This window comes from Bradyrhizobium sp. BR14999 (genome assembly GCF_056106085.1).
In genome coordinates this window covers 1,177,801-1,193,024 of record NZ_CM148536.1, presented here as the reverse complement: position 1 = coordinate 1,193,024, position 15,224 = coordinate 1,177,801, and the positions used below count along the sequence as shown (strand labels likewise).

The window sequence follows — 15,224 nt, the reverse complement described above, 5'->3', positions numbered from 1 at the left end:
GTTACCGACGGGTGATGCGGAACATGGGTGAGTGGTCCGGCTGGGTCGTGACGACGCCATGCGGGATCACGGGAACGGTATCGGCAAGCTCGACGCGGAACGCACCGATCAGCCGGGCCAGCGCCAGCACCGATTCGGCTTGCGCAAACGGCGCGCCGATACAGACGCGTGGCCCCGCGCCGAACGGCAGATATGCGAAGCGATCGGGCTCCGCCGACATGAAGCGCTTTGGAATGAACGCGTTCGGCTGATCCCACAGTTTCTCGTGCCGGTGCAAAAGCCACGGCGCGATCATGATGATATCGCCCTTGCCGATCTCGATGCCGGCCGCGTTGTCCTTATCGCGCGCGGCACGCGCGACCAGGAAGGCGGGCGGATAGAGCCGCATCGTCTCCTCGATCACGGCACGGGTGAACTTCTGCCGATCGATGTCGGCGATGCTGTCGAGATGTTCGCCGCGGGTCTCAGTGGCGACCTCCTCCTGCGTGTCAGGATCGAGCGACAGCAGATAGAGCGCCCAGAACAGCGCCGTCGCTGTGGTCTCGTGACCTGCCAGGATCATGGTCGCGACCTCGTCGACGAGCTGTTCGTCGGAAAAGCCCTTGCCCGTTTCAGGATCCCGCGCCTCGTCCATGAGGTCGAACAGGTCGCGCGGTGGCGCGCCGTCCTTCTTGCCGGCCGCGCGCCGTTGGGCGATCAGCATGGCAACGAATTCGGTCCAGCGCTTGCGAAACCGCGCCCGTGCAAAATCCATCGGGCTCGGCCAGGACACGGGCAGCACCATGTCGAGGAAATAAGCTCGTCCCAGCCGTGCGGCATATTCCATGATGAAATTGCGCAAGGTCGCGCCATGCCGGTCCATGCCGAACGAGAACATCGTGCGTCCGGCGATCTCGAGCGTCATGCGCTGCATGACCTCGCGCAGATCGACCGGCTCGCCTACTCGCGTATCGAGCTTTGTGATGGTCTCGTCGAGCACCGCCGTCATGTGCGGGACGAGATTTGCGGTGGCGCGCGGCGTAAAGGCCGGCGCGAGCGTGCGGCGCTGAAACGTCCAGGAATGACCTTCCGCAATCAGGAGGCCGTCACCGAGCACGGGGCGCAGCATGCGGATGCCCGCCGGCGTGCGCGTATAGTTCTCGTAATTGCTGAGCAGGACGTGCCGGATCGCGTCCGGCTGGTTGAGGATGAAACTGTTGCGGAAAAAAAAGCGGCCCGGGAGGACGTCTTCCTCATAGGCACGCTGTCCCCAGGTCGCGATCATGTTCTGGCGGATCACCGCGAGCTTGCCAAAGAACGACATGTCATCCGGCGCACGCGGCGGGGTCGGAGGGATGAGGGGCCGACGCAGGCTTGCGATGTTCATGGCTCGCTCCCGCAGAAGTGACGCAGGTCAATAGCTAGTAAGTCAGCTCGGCGATCGCAATCCTGTTCTCGGCGGCGGGCCAGGCGCGTGCCACAATCCGTTCTTCGCCAAATTGGGCCACGATGTTACGTCCGATCTCGCTCGCCGGAAGCCGCAGGGTTGCTGCCGCATCCGTGGGCACGCCCGGTTTGACGTCGGCCGGCTCCTTGCCGTCGAGCAGCACCACGTCCCGCGGCAGGCCGAAATAGCCGCGCGGCCGCGACATGATCACGACAGCTCCTGCGTCCTTGTCAGCCGGCCCGAGCGGACGCGCGGGACGCAGGTGCACGACGTCGGACGAGCGCGGGAATGACGAGCGGTAGATGTGCGTCGTCGGCGCGTCGGGCGAGACCAGGACGAATTCGAGCGACCAGGCCGGATCGACCTGCGCCGGTCCCCAGCGGCCGTCGGCACCGGTCTTTGCGCTGTGCAGCGCGCCGCCCTTGCGCTCACCGGTATCAGGATCGACGCGGAAGACATCGACGGTTGCGCCCGCCACCGGACGGTTGGTCGATACGCCGCCCGGCGTGCCCGTGACCAAACCGCTCAATTTCACGGTTGGCTCCGGCACAATCGCGATGCGCGTGGGCTCGCGGCCGGCGATGAACTTGTAGATCTCCCGAAAAGCGCGCGGATGAAACGCAACCTCTCGATGATCGAGCGCACCAAGCACGAGGTTGGTGGCGCCCTTCAGCTCCGGCCCTTCGGCGGTAACACCGGTCGGGACGCCGGGCTTTCCGATGAAACGCCCGTCGGCTTGGGCATATTTGTCCAGGCCGTCACTGCGCAAGGTGAGAAAAGCTGTGCCCGGCGTCACCTCGCTCTCGCCCTCGTTCAAGCCGCGCAGGAATGCGCCGCGGCCGTTGAACTCGTTGTTGGGCGTATCGTCGGTCGCAAACACGCCGTGATTGGGCGTGCCGCACAAGATGGCGTGACTGACATCCCCGGCACCGCCATTTTTGATGACGTTGCGGATGGCATAGCCGCCGCGCGAGCTGCCGACCAGCGCCACGCGGGACGCGCCGGTACGGCGCTTCAAGTCAGCGATGGCGGCCGTGAGCTCGCGGCGCTGGTCCTCGGTCGAGGACCGGTTCGCCTGCTCGACCTTGTCGTCGCTCCGCGCCAGCGGATCAGTGAAGTTGATCGCCGCCATGCGATCGCGCGCGACGCCGTTGGATTCCATCCGCCACAAGGTCGTGATCCAGAGCGCGTCGTAGTCGCCATTGCCGTGGACGAACAGGATCGGCGGCAGCTCAGTGCTTGGCGTGGCGGCAGGTGCGGTTTGCGCCATCGCGCCTGCCCGCAAGCTCGCAACTGCGAAAGGCAAGCTGCCTACTGCTTGCAGGATCGTCCGTCGCGACAGCTTCATCTGTTCCCTCCCCCGGCAAATGCCTCTTTGCACCGCTTATACCGACCTAACCACTGGACAGCGAAGGACTTTCGCAGGCATCACTGAATTGGCCGGAATCACCACGACCACTTCTGACACCCGATATGGAAGGGGATATGACCGAGCAGACGAACCGCCAGAGAATTGCCGCCGAGGGCATCACCGCACCCCTGCGGTACACCGTATTCCGGCGCATCTGGCTCGCCAGCCTGCTCTCCAATCTCGGCCTCCTGATCCAGGGCGTCGGTGCCGCCTGGGCGATGACGCAGATGGCGGCCTCGGCCGACAAGGTGGCGCTGGTGCAGACCGCGCTGATGTTGCCGATCATGCTGATTTCGATGCCGGCCGGCGCCATCGCCGACATGTATGACCGCCGCATCGTCACCCTGGTCTCACTGTCGATCGCGCTGACCGGCGCCACCGCGCTCACGATCCTGGCCGGGCTCAAGCTGATCACGCCGGAAACGCTGCTGGCGTTCTGCTTCGTCGTCGGCAGCGGCAATGCATTGTTCGGACCTGCCTGGCAGTCCTCGGTCAGCGAGCAGGTGCCGCCCGATGCGCTGCCGTCCGCGGTGGCGCTGAACGGCATCAGCTACAACATCGCGCGCAGCTTCGGTCCTGCGGTCGGCGGCGTCATCGTCGCCGCGGCCGGCGCAGTCGCCGCGTTTGCCTGCAACGCGGTCCTCTATCTGCCGTTGCTGGTGGTGCTGCTGCTGTGGCGACGCAGTACCGAGCCCTCGCGCCTGCCGCGGGAAAAGCTCAACCGCGCCATGGTCTCCGGCTTCCGCTACATCACCAACTCGCCGCCGATCAAGATCGTGCTGCTGCGCACGCTGGTGATGGGCCTGATCGGCGGCGCCGTGATGGCGCTGATGCCGCTGGTCGCGCGCGACCTCTTGCATGGCGGCGCGCAGACCTACGGCATCATGCTCGGCGCCTTCGGCATGGGCGCGGTGGTCGGCGCGCTCAACATCCATGAATTGCGCAAGCGCATGAGCGGCGAGGCGGCGATCCGCGCCTGCACCATCTCGATGGCGCTCGCGATGGCCGCCCTCGCCTTGAGCACGGAGCCGGTGCTGACCGCGACCGCGCTGGTGCTGGCCGGTGCGGTCTGGATGGCCGCGGTGGCGCTGTTCAATATCGGCGTGCAGCTCTCGGCGCCGCGCTGGGTCGCCGGTCGCTCGCTTGCGGCGTTCCAGGCCTCGATTTCGGGCGGCATCGCGATCGGCGCCTGGGGTTGGGGCCATCTCACCGACTATGCCGGGGTCGAGGTCGCGCTCCTGGTCGCGGCCGGCCTGATGCTGATCTCGCCGCTGCTCGGCATCTGGCTGGCGATGCCGCGCGTCGGCGCGCGCAACGAGGATGCCGAGGTGCTGGCCGATCCCGAGGTGAAGCTGTCGCTGACGGGCCGCAGTGGGCCACTGGTGGTCGAGATCGAATACCGGGTGAGCCAGGAGAATGCCCGCGCCTTCCACAATGTGATGCAGGACGTGCAGCTCTCCAGGCAACGCAATGGTGCCTATGGCTGGTCGATCGCGCGCGACATCGCCGATCCGGAATTATGGACCGAGCGCTATCATTGTCCGACCTGGCTCGACTATCTACGCCAGCGCAACCGCTCGACCCAATCCGAACGCGCGCTGCATCAGCAGGCGATCGATTTCCACATCGGTCCCGAACCAGTGCGGATCAGGCGCATGCTTGAACGTCCGTTCGGCTCAGTGCGCTGGAAAGAGGATACGCCGGACCGCGCCAATAGCGAGGTGCTGCCGGTGGTCGCGACTGCAGCGGGGAGCAGCACGTAAGTCTGTCAACCTGTAGCCCGGATGGAGCGAAGCGCAATCCGGGACGGTCTCACCGCGGAAACAGAACCCCGGATTACGCTCCGCTCCATCCGGGCTACGAAAACCACTACTGCCCGTGATCCGTCAGCACCTTGTCGCAGCCTTTGCTCAGCCGGGTGCGGTTCTGCTTCAGGCAGGCGAGCACGGCGCCATCGCCATTGTTCATCACGGGCCGGCAGAAGCGGCTGACATCACGCGCGCAGGCATCGTGGCCGGGCTGCTGCTGCGCGAACGCGCTCGATGCGCACAGCAGCAAGGGAATAATGAAAAGAAATCTGGTCATCGCGCAATGCCTCTTACCCGGAAGAAATGTGCGGGCGAAGCTAGTGCGATGATCCCGAGGCCGCAACGGCTTTGTTGATTGGCTGCAACGTGCCGCCGCATGGTCCCGGCTTAACGCCGGGGCGCAGTCGCGAGGGGAGCTAAGGGACGCAACGATCGCCGCGTTGCTTACTGCTTGTCCTGCGCGTCAGCGACCTTGCGCGAGGCGCCCTTGGCGAGGTCCTTGTCCATCACCGCGCGGCAGCCGGCGCTTAGGTCAGAACGATGCTTAATCATGCACGCCGTGATCTTCGGGATGTTGGGGATGTCCGCCGAGCAGAGGCGGAATGCATCGCCGGTGCACATCTGCTGCGCCTCGGCCGTGAAGGCGAAGCTCGAGGTCGTCGAGACAATCGACACGATGGCGGTAAAGCTCAGGGCCAGGCTGGTGTCGCGGATCTTGGTCGTCAGGGACTTGGTAGAAAGAGATTTGCCAGAAAGAGACTTGGCAGAAGAAGACTTGGTCATTTGAAGCTCCCATTGGTGCCGTCGGAACGGCGCCCGTTGTTGATGAGAACTACGATGCTCCGGCAAAACGGTTTCCACTGTGATGACAGTCACGGCAGACACAGCCTCTGTGACCTCAGTCACTTTGGCGCACCTCGCTGAAATTCCTCCGTAACCGCTGTCGCGTTGGTGTCACGTTAACTGTTCCTTCGCATTAATGGCTCGTCGCGCGGGAAATTCCGCCGGTTTGGTTGCGTAATTGGAAAGAATAGCGATGCGTAATGCGTTGGGCCTGATGCTGGCCAGTGTAGTTGCGGCGGTCGTGATTGCCGCCGGCGGTTGGTTTTATTATTCCGCGCGCGCCGATCAGGGCGCCCCCAAGACAGTTGCCGCCCGTGCCGCCGATCCATTGCCGGCACCAGCGAAGCTCGCCGCCAAGGATGACGTCGAGACCACCGCGGCGATCGCGGCCAAGCCGGCGGCAGCTGCTCCGGCACCTGCGCCCGCCGCCGCCATGCTGGTGCAGCAGAAACAGGCCTGCGCCAATCCGAACGCGCTGGGCGTTGCCCGGGTGGTCGAGATCGACACCACAGGGGGTCCCGGCTTCGGCTTCGAGCACTTCAAGCAGTTCGACTTTCTCACCGAGAAGGAGGTCGTGCTGACCTTCGACGACGGTCCGTGGCCGGTCAACACGCCCGCGGTGCTGAAGGCGCTCGCGGATGAATGCACGAAAGGCCTGTTCTTCTCGGTCGGCAAGCACGCGACCTATCATCCGGAGATCCTGCGCCAGGTGCTGGCCCAGGGCCACACGGTCGGCACGCACACCTGGTCGCATGTCAACCTGAACAGCAAGAAGATGACCGAGCAACAGGTCAAGGACGAGGTCGAGAAGGGCTTCAGCGCAGTGAGATTCGCGCTCGGCACCAACCCGGCGCCGTTCTTCCGCTTCCCACAGCTTCAGCACAATCCGGCGATGGTGACCTATTTCGGCACCCGCAACGTCGCGATGTTCTCGACCGACATCGACTCCTTCGACTTCAGGAAGGGCGCCACGCCGGAGAAGATCGTCGAGACCGTGATGACCAGGCTGGACAAGCTCGGCAAGGGCATCATCCTGATGCACGATTTCCAGAAGCACACCGGCGAAGCCTTGCCGGCCCTGCTCGCGCGGCTCAAGGCCGGCGGTTACAAGGTGGTGCAGATGAAGGCCAAGACGAGCTTCCAGACGCTGCCGGAATATGACGAGGCGTTGCTGAAGGACCTGAAGGTGCCGACCTCGAGCGCACGTCCGATCGGAAGCGTGGTGCAGACGGTTTCGCAATAACCGCGACCACCGCTTCAATATGCGCATGGCCGGGCCTTCGCCCGGCCATTTGCTTTGGGCGAGCGGCTTACCAGTAGATGCCGTGACGGTGCAGCTCGCTGATGATGCGGCGTTCGGTCCAGCTGCGCTTGTGCTTCGGCTTGTCCGCCCTTGCCGTCGTCTTGGTGGCAGGCTTGGTCGTCGTGACCGGCACAGAGGTCGTCGTGGGCGTCGTCACGGCCGGAGCGGTCGCCGCAGCCGGCGCAGAAAGCGACACTGCCGGCGGACGATCGGAATATTTCGGAGCCTCCGTGGTTGGCGCGACTTCGCTCAGCTGCGTCGTCGCGGTGGCGGTCGCCGACGTCGTGGTTTGCGGCGCGGAGGTCTGCTCGCCTGCTGCGGCCAGCGACAGACTACGGGACCCGCCTGCTTGGGCCGGCGCGGAAGCCAGGAGCATGGCGGCAACCAGAATGATCTTGCGCATATGAAGTCTCCCCGTGTTGGCGTGGCTGGACGTTACGGGAAGCGCGCCTGAGGTTACGTGATCATGATCACGCAGGCTGCCGTGCAGTCTTGAACCGTGTGCTCAAGCAGGCTGGATGTGCTGGTCAAAACGCCGGGCTTGCGGAGATCGGATGAACTGAGGCGCTGGTGCCGCAAGAGGGATTCGAACCCCCGACCCCGTCATTACGAATGACGTGCTCTACCGACTGAGCTATTGCGGCGAACCCTGCCGGAGCCAGGACGATGCCGGCCCCGATACGCGCGCCCCTGATATCGGGCATGGCCCGAATTGGCAAGGACAAGCGGCGTTTGAAATGCGTCTCACGCGCCCCAGCGGGACCAGAATCCGCGCCAGCCGCCGGCCTGGGCCTTCGGCGTGCCGATTTGTTCCGTAAATTCATCGCTCGGGCCCTCGTCGTCGATCCCGGGATCGTCAGGCGCGCGGACGATCGGGATCACGGCAGGGATGGGGGCCGGTCCGGGTTTGCCGAGGTCGGCCCGGCTCCGGAACACCGGCGTTGCCGCCGGCGGCGATGATTCGACGGGCGCGGGGGCGGGATCAGTCGGCTCGGCGGGGGTGACGGTCGGCTCTTCCTTGACAGCTTCCTTGGCAGGTTCCTTGGCCTGAGGGGGCGAATTGTCCTGGGCGGCCGGCGCCGGCACTGGGGCCGCCACCGGCGGTTCCACCGGAGCTTCGCTGGCCGCCGCCGTCACCCGCTTCGGCGGTGGGGCCGCCAGCATGGCCTCCTCGAAGGCCGAGGATTCGATCGTGGCGCCCTTGTCGGAAGGAAGGCTCGCGACCGGTGTCTGCCACTGGAACGCATCGAGACGGCCGGTGACCGGGGAGACCGGACGCCAGCGGTCGCTGACATAGCCGTCTGCAGTCCAGGCCGGATCGTGGCGGGCCCGCACCGCGCGCAAGGTCCAGGCGCGGGCACGGCCGCCGTCGCCATGCTCGGTGCGTTCGATCTCGGCCATCAGCAGCGCGACGCGCTGGGTCGGATCGTTGACGTAAGGCGCGAGCGCCTCGCGCGCGCGGGCGAACTCGGAGGCATCGATCGCAGCGCGCGCGATCGCGAGCTGGCCCTCGACATGGCCGGGGTTGTCGGCAGGCGTCTTGGCCGCGAGCGTCTCGACCCGCTGCAAGCGCTGCCGCGCGGAATCGCCGAGCTTCACATGGGCATAGGCATCCGCGAGATCGGGATGCGGATTGGCGAGCCAGGCGGCCTCGACCAGCTTCATGGCACGGCGCACCTGATGCGCCTCGCTCTCGAATTTCGCGGCGAGCACCGCGGCCGGCACGAGAGTCGGTGCGAGCTTGACCGCCTCCATCACGCTCTCGCGCGCGACGTCGCGGTCCATGGTCTCCAATTCCAGCGCGCGCGCGGTGAGCAGTACGCCACGCTGCCGGCGATAGGTCTGCTTGTCGATCAGGCCAGCTGACAGATTCGAATCGAGGATCGCGAGCGCGCCGCTCCAGTCGCCGCGCGCGCAGCGGAAGCCGAGCACCGCCTGCGAGGCCCAGGTCGAGGACGGCGACAATTTGATGGCTTCCTCGGCGATCATCACGGCGCCGACCGCATCGTCGGCGCGCTGCGCCTCGATGAACAGGCCGCGCAGGCCGAGCAGCCGCGTGTCATCACGCTCGGCCATGGCGCGGAAGACGCGCTGCGCTTCATCGCGATTGCCTTCGAGCTGCGCCGACTGCGCGTGCAAGAGCAGCGCGAGCGGATCGTTCGGCGCATGCCGCCGCGCCGCTTCCGCATGCCGACGGGCGAGCGCGGTGTCGCCATGACCGATCGCGAGCAGGCCGTGGGTGATGGCGTGGCGGCCGCGGGCATGGCGCTTCTCATGACGACGGCGGCGCAGACGCCCCGGCGTGCGCCAGATCATGGTCAGGATGCTCCAGACCAGCACGATCGCGGCTGCGAAGATGCCGAGCCCGAGCACGAACCCGGGAAACGTCGTCGTGGCACGGAGACCGCCCCAGGTCAGGACCAAATCGCCGGGCTGATCGGCAACCCAGGCTCCGCCGGCCGCCGCCAGCGCGATCAGAATGAGAAAGAGGACGATGCGAAGCATGGTGATCTCTATACGCGCTGATTGTTGCGCGAACCTTATTGAACAGGCTTGACCGGATCAGATTTGGCGAGATCCGCCATGGCATCGTCGGCGAATTTGCGGGACGCGGCGAGCGCGGCGTCGCGGGCATCGGCCTTGTCGAGCCAGGCTTGCGCCGCGGTGCGATCGGCCTCCGGCAGCGACTTCAGCTCGCGACGTGCCTCCGCGAAATCGTTGCGTAGCGCCGCCGCGGTGACGCGCGTCACGATCGCACCGCGATCATTGCCGACGCCGTCGGTGCGTTCGATGCGGACGAGCTTCGATGCGCCGGCCTGGAGGCGGTCGACGATACCGCTGCCGCCGGTCTGGGTTTCCGCCGGCGGCGACAGTTTCGGCACGATGTTGAGAAGCTCGCGGCTCAGCGCGACCGGCGTCGGGATGCCTGACGATGCAAAGTTGTCGAGCGGCTTCAGCATTTCGGGTTTCGCCGCCAGTGACCGCGCCGCGGCCAGTTGCTGTTGATAGGGATCGCCATGGCGAACGGCGACGTCGAGCAGGGCCGCCGCCACGACATGGCGCAGCGGCTTGTCGTCCACCGTCTTGGCGTCGGCGATCTTCTCGCCCTGCTGCGCCAGCTCGGCCCGTTCGGTCCTGCCGGCGCGCTCGAGCTGCGCGATGCGGTCGTTGAGAGCGCTAAGATCGGGCGCGGCAGCACCTGAAGCGGATTTCACGTCGTTCAGTGCACTCGCCGCCTTGTCGGACTGCGCGCGCAAATTGGCGATGTCGCCGCGCAGGCTGCTGGCGGACTTCTCCAGTGCGTCGATCCGCGCCGCCATCGCCGGATCGGCCACGGGCTTGCCAGCCTTGGCTTCGACCGCGGCAACGCGGCCGCTGAGCGCATCGATCGTCGCACTCGTGACTTGCGGTGCGGCAGGCGGCGCCTGCACGGCGGGCCAGCCCAGCATCCAGCCGACCGCGATCACGACTGCCGCTGCGACAGCGCCGGAGAGCGGAGCAACGACCCAGGGTGAAATCGGCGGAGAGACGGGCGCGGATGCAACGGCGGCCGGCCCCTTATCACGCTCCGGCTCAGCATCAGCATGTTCGGACTTGACCTGCTCGGATTGTGACGACTCGGTCTCGGCGCGCTCCGGCGCCGCCTGAGCCTCGGGCTCGCCCGCCGCCTGCTGCGGCTGGGTCGAGACTTCGGTCGCCTCGAGGTCGATGGTGGGCGGGGTGCGCTTGGCACGACCGCTGTCGGGGGCCAATCCTGCGTCTTCAGGCTTGTCATCGACCATCGTGACGGTTCCTCACATCCATACCTTGCACAGATCCTTCGGATCCGATTGCGTCGGATTCGGCCCGACCTCTTACGCCAAACGGGTGCGCAAAGCACGCTCCAAGGTGTCGAATAAGGCATTTTCGTCCGGCGTCGCCGCCACCAGAACCTGCGACGCGCCAGCTTCGCGCAGCACGCCTGCAACCGTCTCGGACAGGCAGCATTGCGGTATCGCCAGTGCCGAGATTTCGACACCTTCGTCCCGCGCCGCGTCCAGAAACGCCCGCGCGCTGCGCCGCGAATAGTGCAGCACCGCCTCGATCCCATGGGCGGCAAAGCCGTCGCAAACTTCGCGTGGCAGCAACTTGACCGGAGCCATGCGATAGGTGGTCTGCGTGACCACATTGAATCCTTCGGCGCCGAGCTCGTTGCCGAGGTCACGCGACAGATCCGCACCCGCGAGGTAAAGCAGCGTGCTCTTTTTCTTCAGCACCTTGTCGCGCGCGCTCTGCACCACCTTGTTGCGCAAGGCCGCAGCGTCGCCACCGGCGACGATCACCTCGGCAAAGCCGGCGTCGCGCGCCGCAGTAGCCGTGTGCTCGCCGACCGCAAACAGCGGCAGCTCCAACAAACCAAGGTCCCGCAATTGCGCTGTGACGCCACGGATTGCATTGGCCGATGTAACGATGACGCCGTTATAGTTCGTCTCGCTCTCGTCATGAAAGGCGACCGGCTCGAACTTGAGCACCGGCGCAAGCAGCACCACATGCCCCCGCGCGCGCAAACTCTCCGCCGTCGCCTCATTGTCGGGATGCGGTCGTGTGACAAGAATGGACATCGCTGGTGTTCCCGAACCACGTGGCGGTGGCGCATTTACGAGGACGGCCGTGCGTGACGATTGCGCAAGCCATCCCCGGAATGCTACCGGACGTACCAGAACTCTGCTTTACGGATGAGCGCAAGGGCGCAAATTGGATAACAATTCGCCAATGCTGGTATTGGGCATCGAAACCACCTGCGACGAAACCGCCGCGGCCGTGATCGAGCGTGCGCCTGACGGCAGCGGCAAGATCCTGTCCAACATCGTGCGGTCGCAGGTCGAGGAGCACGCACGCTTCGGCGGCGTGGTGCCGGAGATCGCCGCCCGCGCCCATGTCGATCTGCTCGACGGCATCATCGACCGCGCCATGAGCGAGGCCGGCGTCGGCTTCGCCCAGCTGGGCGGTGTCGCCGCGGCGGCGGGGCCGGGGCTGATCGGCGGCGTCATCGTCGGGCTCACCACCGCCAAGGCGATCGCGATGGTGCACGACACCCCACTGATCGCGGTGAATCATCTTGAGGCGCATGCGCTGACGCCGCGTCTCACCGACGGGATCGAATTCCCCTATTGCCTGTTCCTCGCCTCGGGCGGACATACCCAGATCGTCGCGGTCACTGGCGTCGGCCAGTATGTGCGGCTCGGCACCACGGTCGACGACGCCATTGGCGAGGCCTTCGACAAGGTCGCGAAGATGCTGGGCCTGCCCTATCCCGGCGGTCCGCAGGTCGAGCGCGCGGCGGCAAGCGGCGATGCGATGCGCTTCGCCTTCCCGCGCCCGATGCAGGGGCGTCCCGATGCCAATTTCTCGCTGTCGGGCTTGAAGACGGCGGTCCGCAACGAAGCAAGCCGCATCGCCGAGCTCACGCCGCAGGACATCAGCGACCTCTGCGCGAGCTTTCAAGCCGCCGTGCTGGATTCGACGGCGGACCGGCTGAGCGTCGGCCTAAGACTTTTCCGCGAGCAGTTCGGCGCGCCACGCGCACTCGTGGCCGCCGGCGGCGTTGCCGCCAATCAGGCCATCCGCGGCGCCCTGCTCGATGTCGCGCAGCAAGCCGGGACCCAGCTGATCATGCCGCCGCCCGCGCTCTGCACCGACAACGGCGCGATGATCGCCTGGGCCGGCGCCGAGCGCCTCGCGCTCGGCATGACAGACACGATGGAAGCGCAGCCCCGCGCACGCTGGTTGCTCGACGCCAACGCGACGGCACCGGCCGGCTACGGCAACACGCGGGCGGGATTCTAGTAATGACCGCGTTCGACTCCGTCACCGTGATCGGAGCAGGCGCCTGGGGCACGGCGCTGGCAACCGTGGCGGCGCGGGCAGGGCGGAATGTGACGCTGTGGGCGCGCAATGCCGAACACGCGACGCGGATTGCCGCGACGCGCGACAATCCGCGGCTGCCCGGCGTACGGATCGCTCCGGAGATTGTCGTGACGAGCGATCTGGCGCTCGCCGCGCGTGCCGACATGCTGCTGATCGCAGCGCCCGCGCAGCACTTGCGCGGCGCGGTCAACCTGCTGGCCTCGCGCATTGCAAGGCCGGTCCCCGTCGTCGCCTGCGCCAAGGGCATCGAGCACGGCACCCACAAATTCATGACCGAGGTGATCGCCGAAGCCGCACCGAGCGCGCAGCCGGCGATCCTGTCCGGCCCGAGCTTTGCCGACGACGTCGCGCGCGGCCTGCCGACCGCTGTGACGCTGGCCGCGAAGGAAGAAGCGCTGGCCAGCAGCCTGGTGCAGGCGCTGGGCTCGGCGACATTCCGTCCCTATCATTCCACCGATATCCGAGGTGTCGAGATCGGCGGCGCGGCCAAGAACGTGCTGGCGATCGCGATCGGCATCGCGGTCGGGCGCAAGCTCGGCGCCTCGGCCCAGGCCGCGCTCACGACCCGCGGCTTCGCCGAGCTCACTCGCCTTGGTCGCGCGCTTGGTGCGCGCAGCGAGACGCTCACGGGCCTGTCCGGGCTCGGTGATCTCATTCTGACCTGCTCGAGTCCGCAATCACGCAATTTCGCGCTGGGCCTCGCGCTGGGCCGCGGCGAGAACCCGCCCGCGGGCAAGCTCGCCGAGGGCGAGTCCACCGCGCCGGTGCTGATCGAGCTTGCGGCTTCGCAAAACATCGAGATGCCGGTATCAGAAGCGGTCGCTTCGATCCTGAGCGGCCGGAGCACGATTGACGCCGCGATCTCGGGGCTGTTGACACGCCCCTTCAAGGCAGAGGAATGAACATGGCGTACTGGCTGGTGAAATCCGAACCGTCGGTGTGGTCCTGGGACCAGCAGGTGGCGAAGGGCGCCAAGGGCGAGGCCTGGACCGGCGTGCGCAACTTCACCGCACGCCAGAACCTCGTTGCCATGAAGAAGGGCGACAAGGCGTTCTTCTATCATTCCAACGAGGGCAAGGAGATCGTCGGCATCGCGGAGATCATCAAGGAGGCCTATCCGGACCCGACCGACAAGACGGAGAAATTCGTCTGCGTCGACATCAAGGCCGACAAGCCGCTAAAGACACCGGTGACGATGGCCGCGATCAAGGCCGAGAAGAAGCTCGCAGACATGGCGCTGGTGAAATATTCGCGCCTGTCGGTGCAGCCGGTGACGGCGGAGGAGTGGAAGCTCGTCTGCAAGATGGGTGGGGTTTAGGAGCAGGGGCTGTAGCCCGGATGAGCGAAGCGATATCCGGGAGCGCTGCAGCCCGCATATCGCTGCGCTGATGCGGGCTACGATGTCCGCGCTTGCGTCTCCGGCAGCGCAAAGACCTCGCATGGCGCGGCAATGCCGCGCAGCGAATGCGATCCGAGCGCGATGAGGGGCGTATCCGTCTCTGCGGCGAGCGCGCCCGACACGAGCACGGTCCGCCCCAACGGCTTGCATAGCCCTTCGAGCCGACTGGCGAGATTGACGGCGGGACCGATCGCCGTGAAATCGAGCCGGTTGGCAGCGCCGATATTGCCCCAGAGCATCTCGCCGAGATGAAGTGCGGCACCGAACGCGAGCGGCGGCAAGCCCTGGCCGCGGCGCTCCGCGTTGAGATACACCATCCCGGCTTCGGCCGCGCCTGCCGCGCGCAGAGCGGCATCGCAGGCGCGGCGCGGCGACGCCTCGATCACGGGAAAGATCGCGAGCACGCCGTCGCCGATGAATTTCAGCACCTCGCCGCCGAAGGCGTGAACGGCGCCGGCGATCCTGTCGAACCATGCATCGAGCGCCGCGATGACACCAGCCGGCGGACTGGTCTCCGACAAGCTGGTGAAGTTGCGCAAATCGGCATAGAGCAATGCGGCCTGAATGGTCTCGCCGAGATCGCGTCGCAGCGGCGCCGCCAGCACCCGCTCCGCACTGCGCTTGCCGAGATAGGCGTCCAGCGTCGCCCGCAGCGTGGCGCGCGCGGCGAGCACGGCGAGCGGCGTCGCGGCAAAACGTGCAGCTTGGCGCAGCTGCTCGATCTCCTCGGCCGTGAACGGACGCGGCCCGATCCAGCCGAGCAACGGCCCATCGACTCGTCCGACGATGTCTTCATGCACCTCACCGCCCGCGATGTCGCGCAGCCAGCGGCGGCCGGCATCGTTGGGCGGGTCCGGTGCCAGCCCGCCCGGGGCAAAGCCGAGCGCTTCGATCACCCGACCGCTGTCGGCACGCCACAACCAGGTTCGCTTCGCGATCAGCGGGTGCGGCACCTCCAGCGTCAGGGCGCCAGCCGCAAGCGGCACGCCATCAGCAACCAGATGGGCGCCGAGTTCCGCAAGCAGGCGGTCCGCCCCGGGACTGTCTGAGGCGGCATCGACAAGCCAGGCGAGCGTCGGAGAGAGCTGCATGGCGCGATCATGACGAAGGCACGCCGTCTTTGTCAC

Annotated in this window: 14 protein-coding genes and 1 tRNA gene; 5 read left to right on the top strand and 10 right to left on the bottom strand. The window is 66.4% G+C overall.

Annotated elements, in window-relative coordinates; all coding sequences use genetic code 11:
* Position 1 precedes the first annotated feature (1 nt).
* Together ACR9YP_RS05600 and ACR9YP_RS05595 are read right to left on the bottom strand one after the other, a co-directional pair.
* The gene (locus tag ACR9YP_RS05600; protein WP_438103651.1) at positions 2-1,366 is read right to left on the bottom strand and encodes a cytochrome P450; all 1,365 of its coding nucleotides are present in this window, start codon (positions 1,364-1,366) and stop codon (positions 2-4) included.
* 34 nt (positions 1,367-1,400) lie between these two features.
* Entirely contained in the window at positions 1,401-2,774 is a 1,374-nt protein-coding gene (locus ACR9YP_RS05595; RefSeq protein ID WP_474219173.1) for a hydrolase, read from the bottom strand.
* A gap of 137 nt (positions 2,775-2,911) precedes the next feature.
* Here ACR9YP_RS05595 and ACR9YP_RS05590 point away from each other — a divergent pair, with 137 nt between their 5' ends.
* On the top strand, positions 2,912-4,600 hold the full coding sequence (locus tag ACR9YP_RS05590; protein WP_370989076.1) for an MFS transporter: 1,689 nt from the start codon (positions 2,912-2,914) through the stop codon (positions 4,598-4,600).
* 106 nt (positions 4,601-4,706) lie between these two features.
* Here ACR9YP_RS05590 and ACR9YP_RS05585 read toward each other — a convergent pair whose 3' ends face one another.
* Together ACR9YP_RS05585 and ACR9YP_RS05580 are read right to left on the bottom strand one after the other, a co-directional pair.
* On the bottom strand, positions 4,707-4,922 hold the full coding sequence (locus tag ACR9YP_RS05585; RefSeq protein ID WP_438103653.1) for a cysteine rich repeat-containing protein: 216 nt from the start codon (positions 4,920-4,922) through the stop codon (positions 4,707-4,709).
* Between the two features lie 167 nt (positions 4,923-5,089).
* A complete protein-coding gene (locus tag ACR9YP_RS05580) occupies positions 5,090-5,428 on the bottom strand; it encodes a hypothetical protein (RefSeq protein WP_438110461.1) in 339 nt (112 codons plus the stop codon).
* A gap of 253 nt (positions 5,429-5,681) precedes the next feature.
* Between ACR9YP_RS05580 and ACR9YP_RS05575 the strand changes: the two genes are divergently transcribed.
* The gene (locus ACR9YP_RS05575) at positions 5,682-6,731 is read left to right on the top strand and encodes a polysaccharide deacetylase family protein (protein WP_474219172.1); all 1,050 of its coding nucleotides are present in this window, start codon (positions 5,682-5,684) and stop codon (positions 6,729-6,731) included.
* Between the two features lie 67 nt (positions 6,732-6,798).
* Here ACR9YP_RS05575 and ACR9YP_RS05570 read toward each other — a convergent pair whose 3' ends face one another.
* The 5 genes from ACR9YP_RS05570 to ACR9YP_RS05550 all read right to left on the bottom strand — a co-directional run bounded on the left by ACR9YP_RS05570 (position 6,799) and on the right by ACR9YP_RS05550 (position 11,392).
* The gene (locus ACR9YP_RS05570) at positions 6,799-7,194 is read right to left on the bottom strand and encodes a hypothetical protein (RefSeq protein ID WP_438103654.1); all 396 of its coding nucleotides are present in this window, start codon (positions 7,192-7,194) and stop codon (positions 6,799-6,801) included.
* Positions 7,195-7,359: 165 nt separating this feature from the next.
* A tRNA-Thr gene (locus ACR9YP_RS05565) sits at positions 7,360-7,435 on the bottom strand.
* 100 nt (positions 7,436-7,535) lie between these two features.
* Entirely contained in the window at positions 7,536-9,296 is a 1,761-nt protein-coding gene (locus ACR9YP_RS05560; protein WP_474219171.1) for a heme biosynthesis HemY N-terminal domain-containing protein, read from the bottom strand.
* A 35-nt stretch (positions 9,297-9,331) separates the two neighbouring features.
* Positions 9,332-10,573: a COG4223 family protein gene (locus ACR9YP_RS05555; protein WP_438103655.1), complete on the bottom strand. Its 1,242-nt coding sequence runs from the start codon at positions 10,571-10,573 to the stop codon at positions 9,332-9,334.
* Positions 10,574-10,645: 72 nt separating this feature from the next.
* The gene (locus tag ACR9YP_RS05550) at positions 10,646-11,392 is read right to left on the bottom strand and encodes a uroporphyrinogen-III synthase (RefSeq protein ID WP_438103656.1); all 747 of its coding nucleotides are present in this window, start codon (positions 11,390-11,392) and stop codon (positions 10,646-10,648) included.
* 151 nt (positions 11,393-11,543) lie between these two features.
* Here ACR9YP_RS05550 and tsaD point away from each other — a divergent pair, with 151 nt between their 5' ends.
* The 3 genes from tsaD to ACR9YP_RS05535 are packed head-to-tail and all read left to right on the top strand — an operon-like array spanning position 11,544 to position 14,016.
* Positions 11,544-12,617 carry a tRNA (adenosine(37)-N6)-threonylcarbamoyltransferase complex transferase subunit TsaD gene (gene tsaD / locus ACR9YP_RS05545; protein ID WP_438103657.1) on the top strand — a complete coding sequence of 358 codons (1,074 nt, stop codon included), beginning with the start codon at positions 11,544-11,546 and terminating at the stop codon, positions 12,615-12,617.
* A 2-nt stretch (positions 12,618-12,619) separates the two neighbouring features.
* Entirely contained in the window at positions 12,620-13,600 is a 981-nt protein-coding gene (locus tag ACR9YP_RS05540) for an NAD(P)H-dependent glycerol-3-phosphate dehydrogenase (protein WP_438103658.1), read from the top strand.
* Positions 13,601-13,602: 2 nt separating this feature from the next.
* Positions 13,603-14,016 carry an EVE domain-containing protein gene (locus tag ACR9YP_RS05535; protein ID WP_438103659.1) on the top strand — a complete coding sequence of 138 codons (414 nt, stop codon included), beginning with the start codon at positions 13,603-13,605 and terminating at the stop codon, positions 14,014-14,016.
* 77 nt (positions 14,017-14,093) lie between these two features.
* On the opposite strand, the gene ACR9YP_RS05530 is transcribed toward ACR9YP_RS05535, so the two are convergent.
* Positions 14,094-15,188, bottom strand: a complete 1,095-nt coding sequence (locus tag ACR9YP_RS05530; RefSeq protein ID WP_438110463.1) for an adenylate/guanylate cyclase domain-containing protein — start codon at positions 15,186-15,188, stop codon at positions 14,094-14,096.
* Positions 15,189-15,224 lie beyond the last annotated feature (36 nt).

Coding starts and splice junctions, on each gene's coding strand:
- ACR9YP_RS05595 (WP_474219173.1), bottom strand. CDS start 2,774: ATGAAGCTGTCGCGACGGACGATCCTGCAAGCAGTAGGCAGCTTGCCT.
- ACR9YP_RS05550 (WP_438103656.1), bottom strand. CDS start 11,392: ATGTCCATTCTTGTCACACGACCGCATCCCGACAATGAGGCGACGGCG.
- ACR9YP_RS05555 (WP_438103655.1), bottom strand. CDS start 10,573: ATGGTCGATGACAAGCCTGAAGACGCAGGATTGGCCCCCGACAGCGGT.
- ACR9YP_RS05575 (WP_474219172.1), top strand. CDS start 5,682: ATGCGTAATGCGTTGGGCCTGATGCTGGCCAGTGTAGTTGCGGCGGTC.
- ACR9YP_RS05530 (WP_438110463.1), bottom strand. CDS start 15,188: ATGCAGCTCTCTCCGACGCTCGCCTGGCTTGTCGATGCCGCCTCAGAC.
- ACR9YP_RS05590 (WP_370989076.1), top strand. CDS start 2,912: ATGACCGAGCAGACGAACCGCCAGAGAATTGCCGCCGAGGGCATCACC.
- tsaD (WP_438103657.1), top strand. CDS start 11,544: ATGCTGGTATTGGGCATCGAAACCACCTGCGACGAAACCGCCGCGGCC.
- ACR9YP_RS05580 (WP_438110461.1), bottom strand. CDS start 5,428: ATGACCAAGTCTTCTTCTGCCAAGTCTCTTTCTGGCAAATCTCTTTCT.
- ACR9YP_RS05540 (WP_438103658.1), top strand. CDS start 12,620: ATGACCGCGTTCGACTCCGTCACCGTGATCGGAGCAGGCGCCTGGGGC.
- ACR9YP_RS05600 (WP_438103651.1), bottom strand. CDS start 1,366: ATGAACATCGCAAGCCTGCGTCGGCCCCTCATCCCTCCGACCCCGCCG.
- ACR9YP_RS05570 (WP_438103654.1), bottom strand. CDS start 7,194: ATGCGCAAGATCATTCTGGTTGCCGCCATGCTCCTGGCTTCCGCGCCG.
- ACR9YP_RS05535 (WP_438103659.1), top strand. CDS start 13,603: ATGGCGTACTGGCTGGTGAAATCCGAACCGTCGGTGTGGTCCTGGGAC.
- ACR9YP_RS05585 (WP_438103653.1), bottom strand. CDS start 4,922: ATGACCAGATTTCTTTTCATTATTCCCTTGCTGCTGTGCGCATCGAGC.
- ACR9YP_RS05560 (WP_474219171.1), bottom strand. CDS start 9,296: ATGCTTCGCATCGTCCTCTTTCTCATTCTGATCGCGCTGGCGGCGGCC.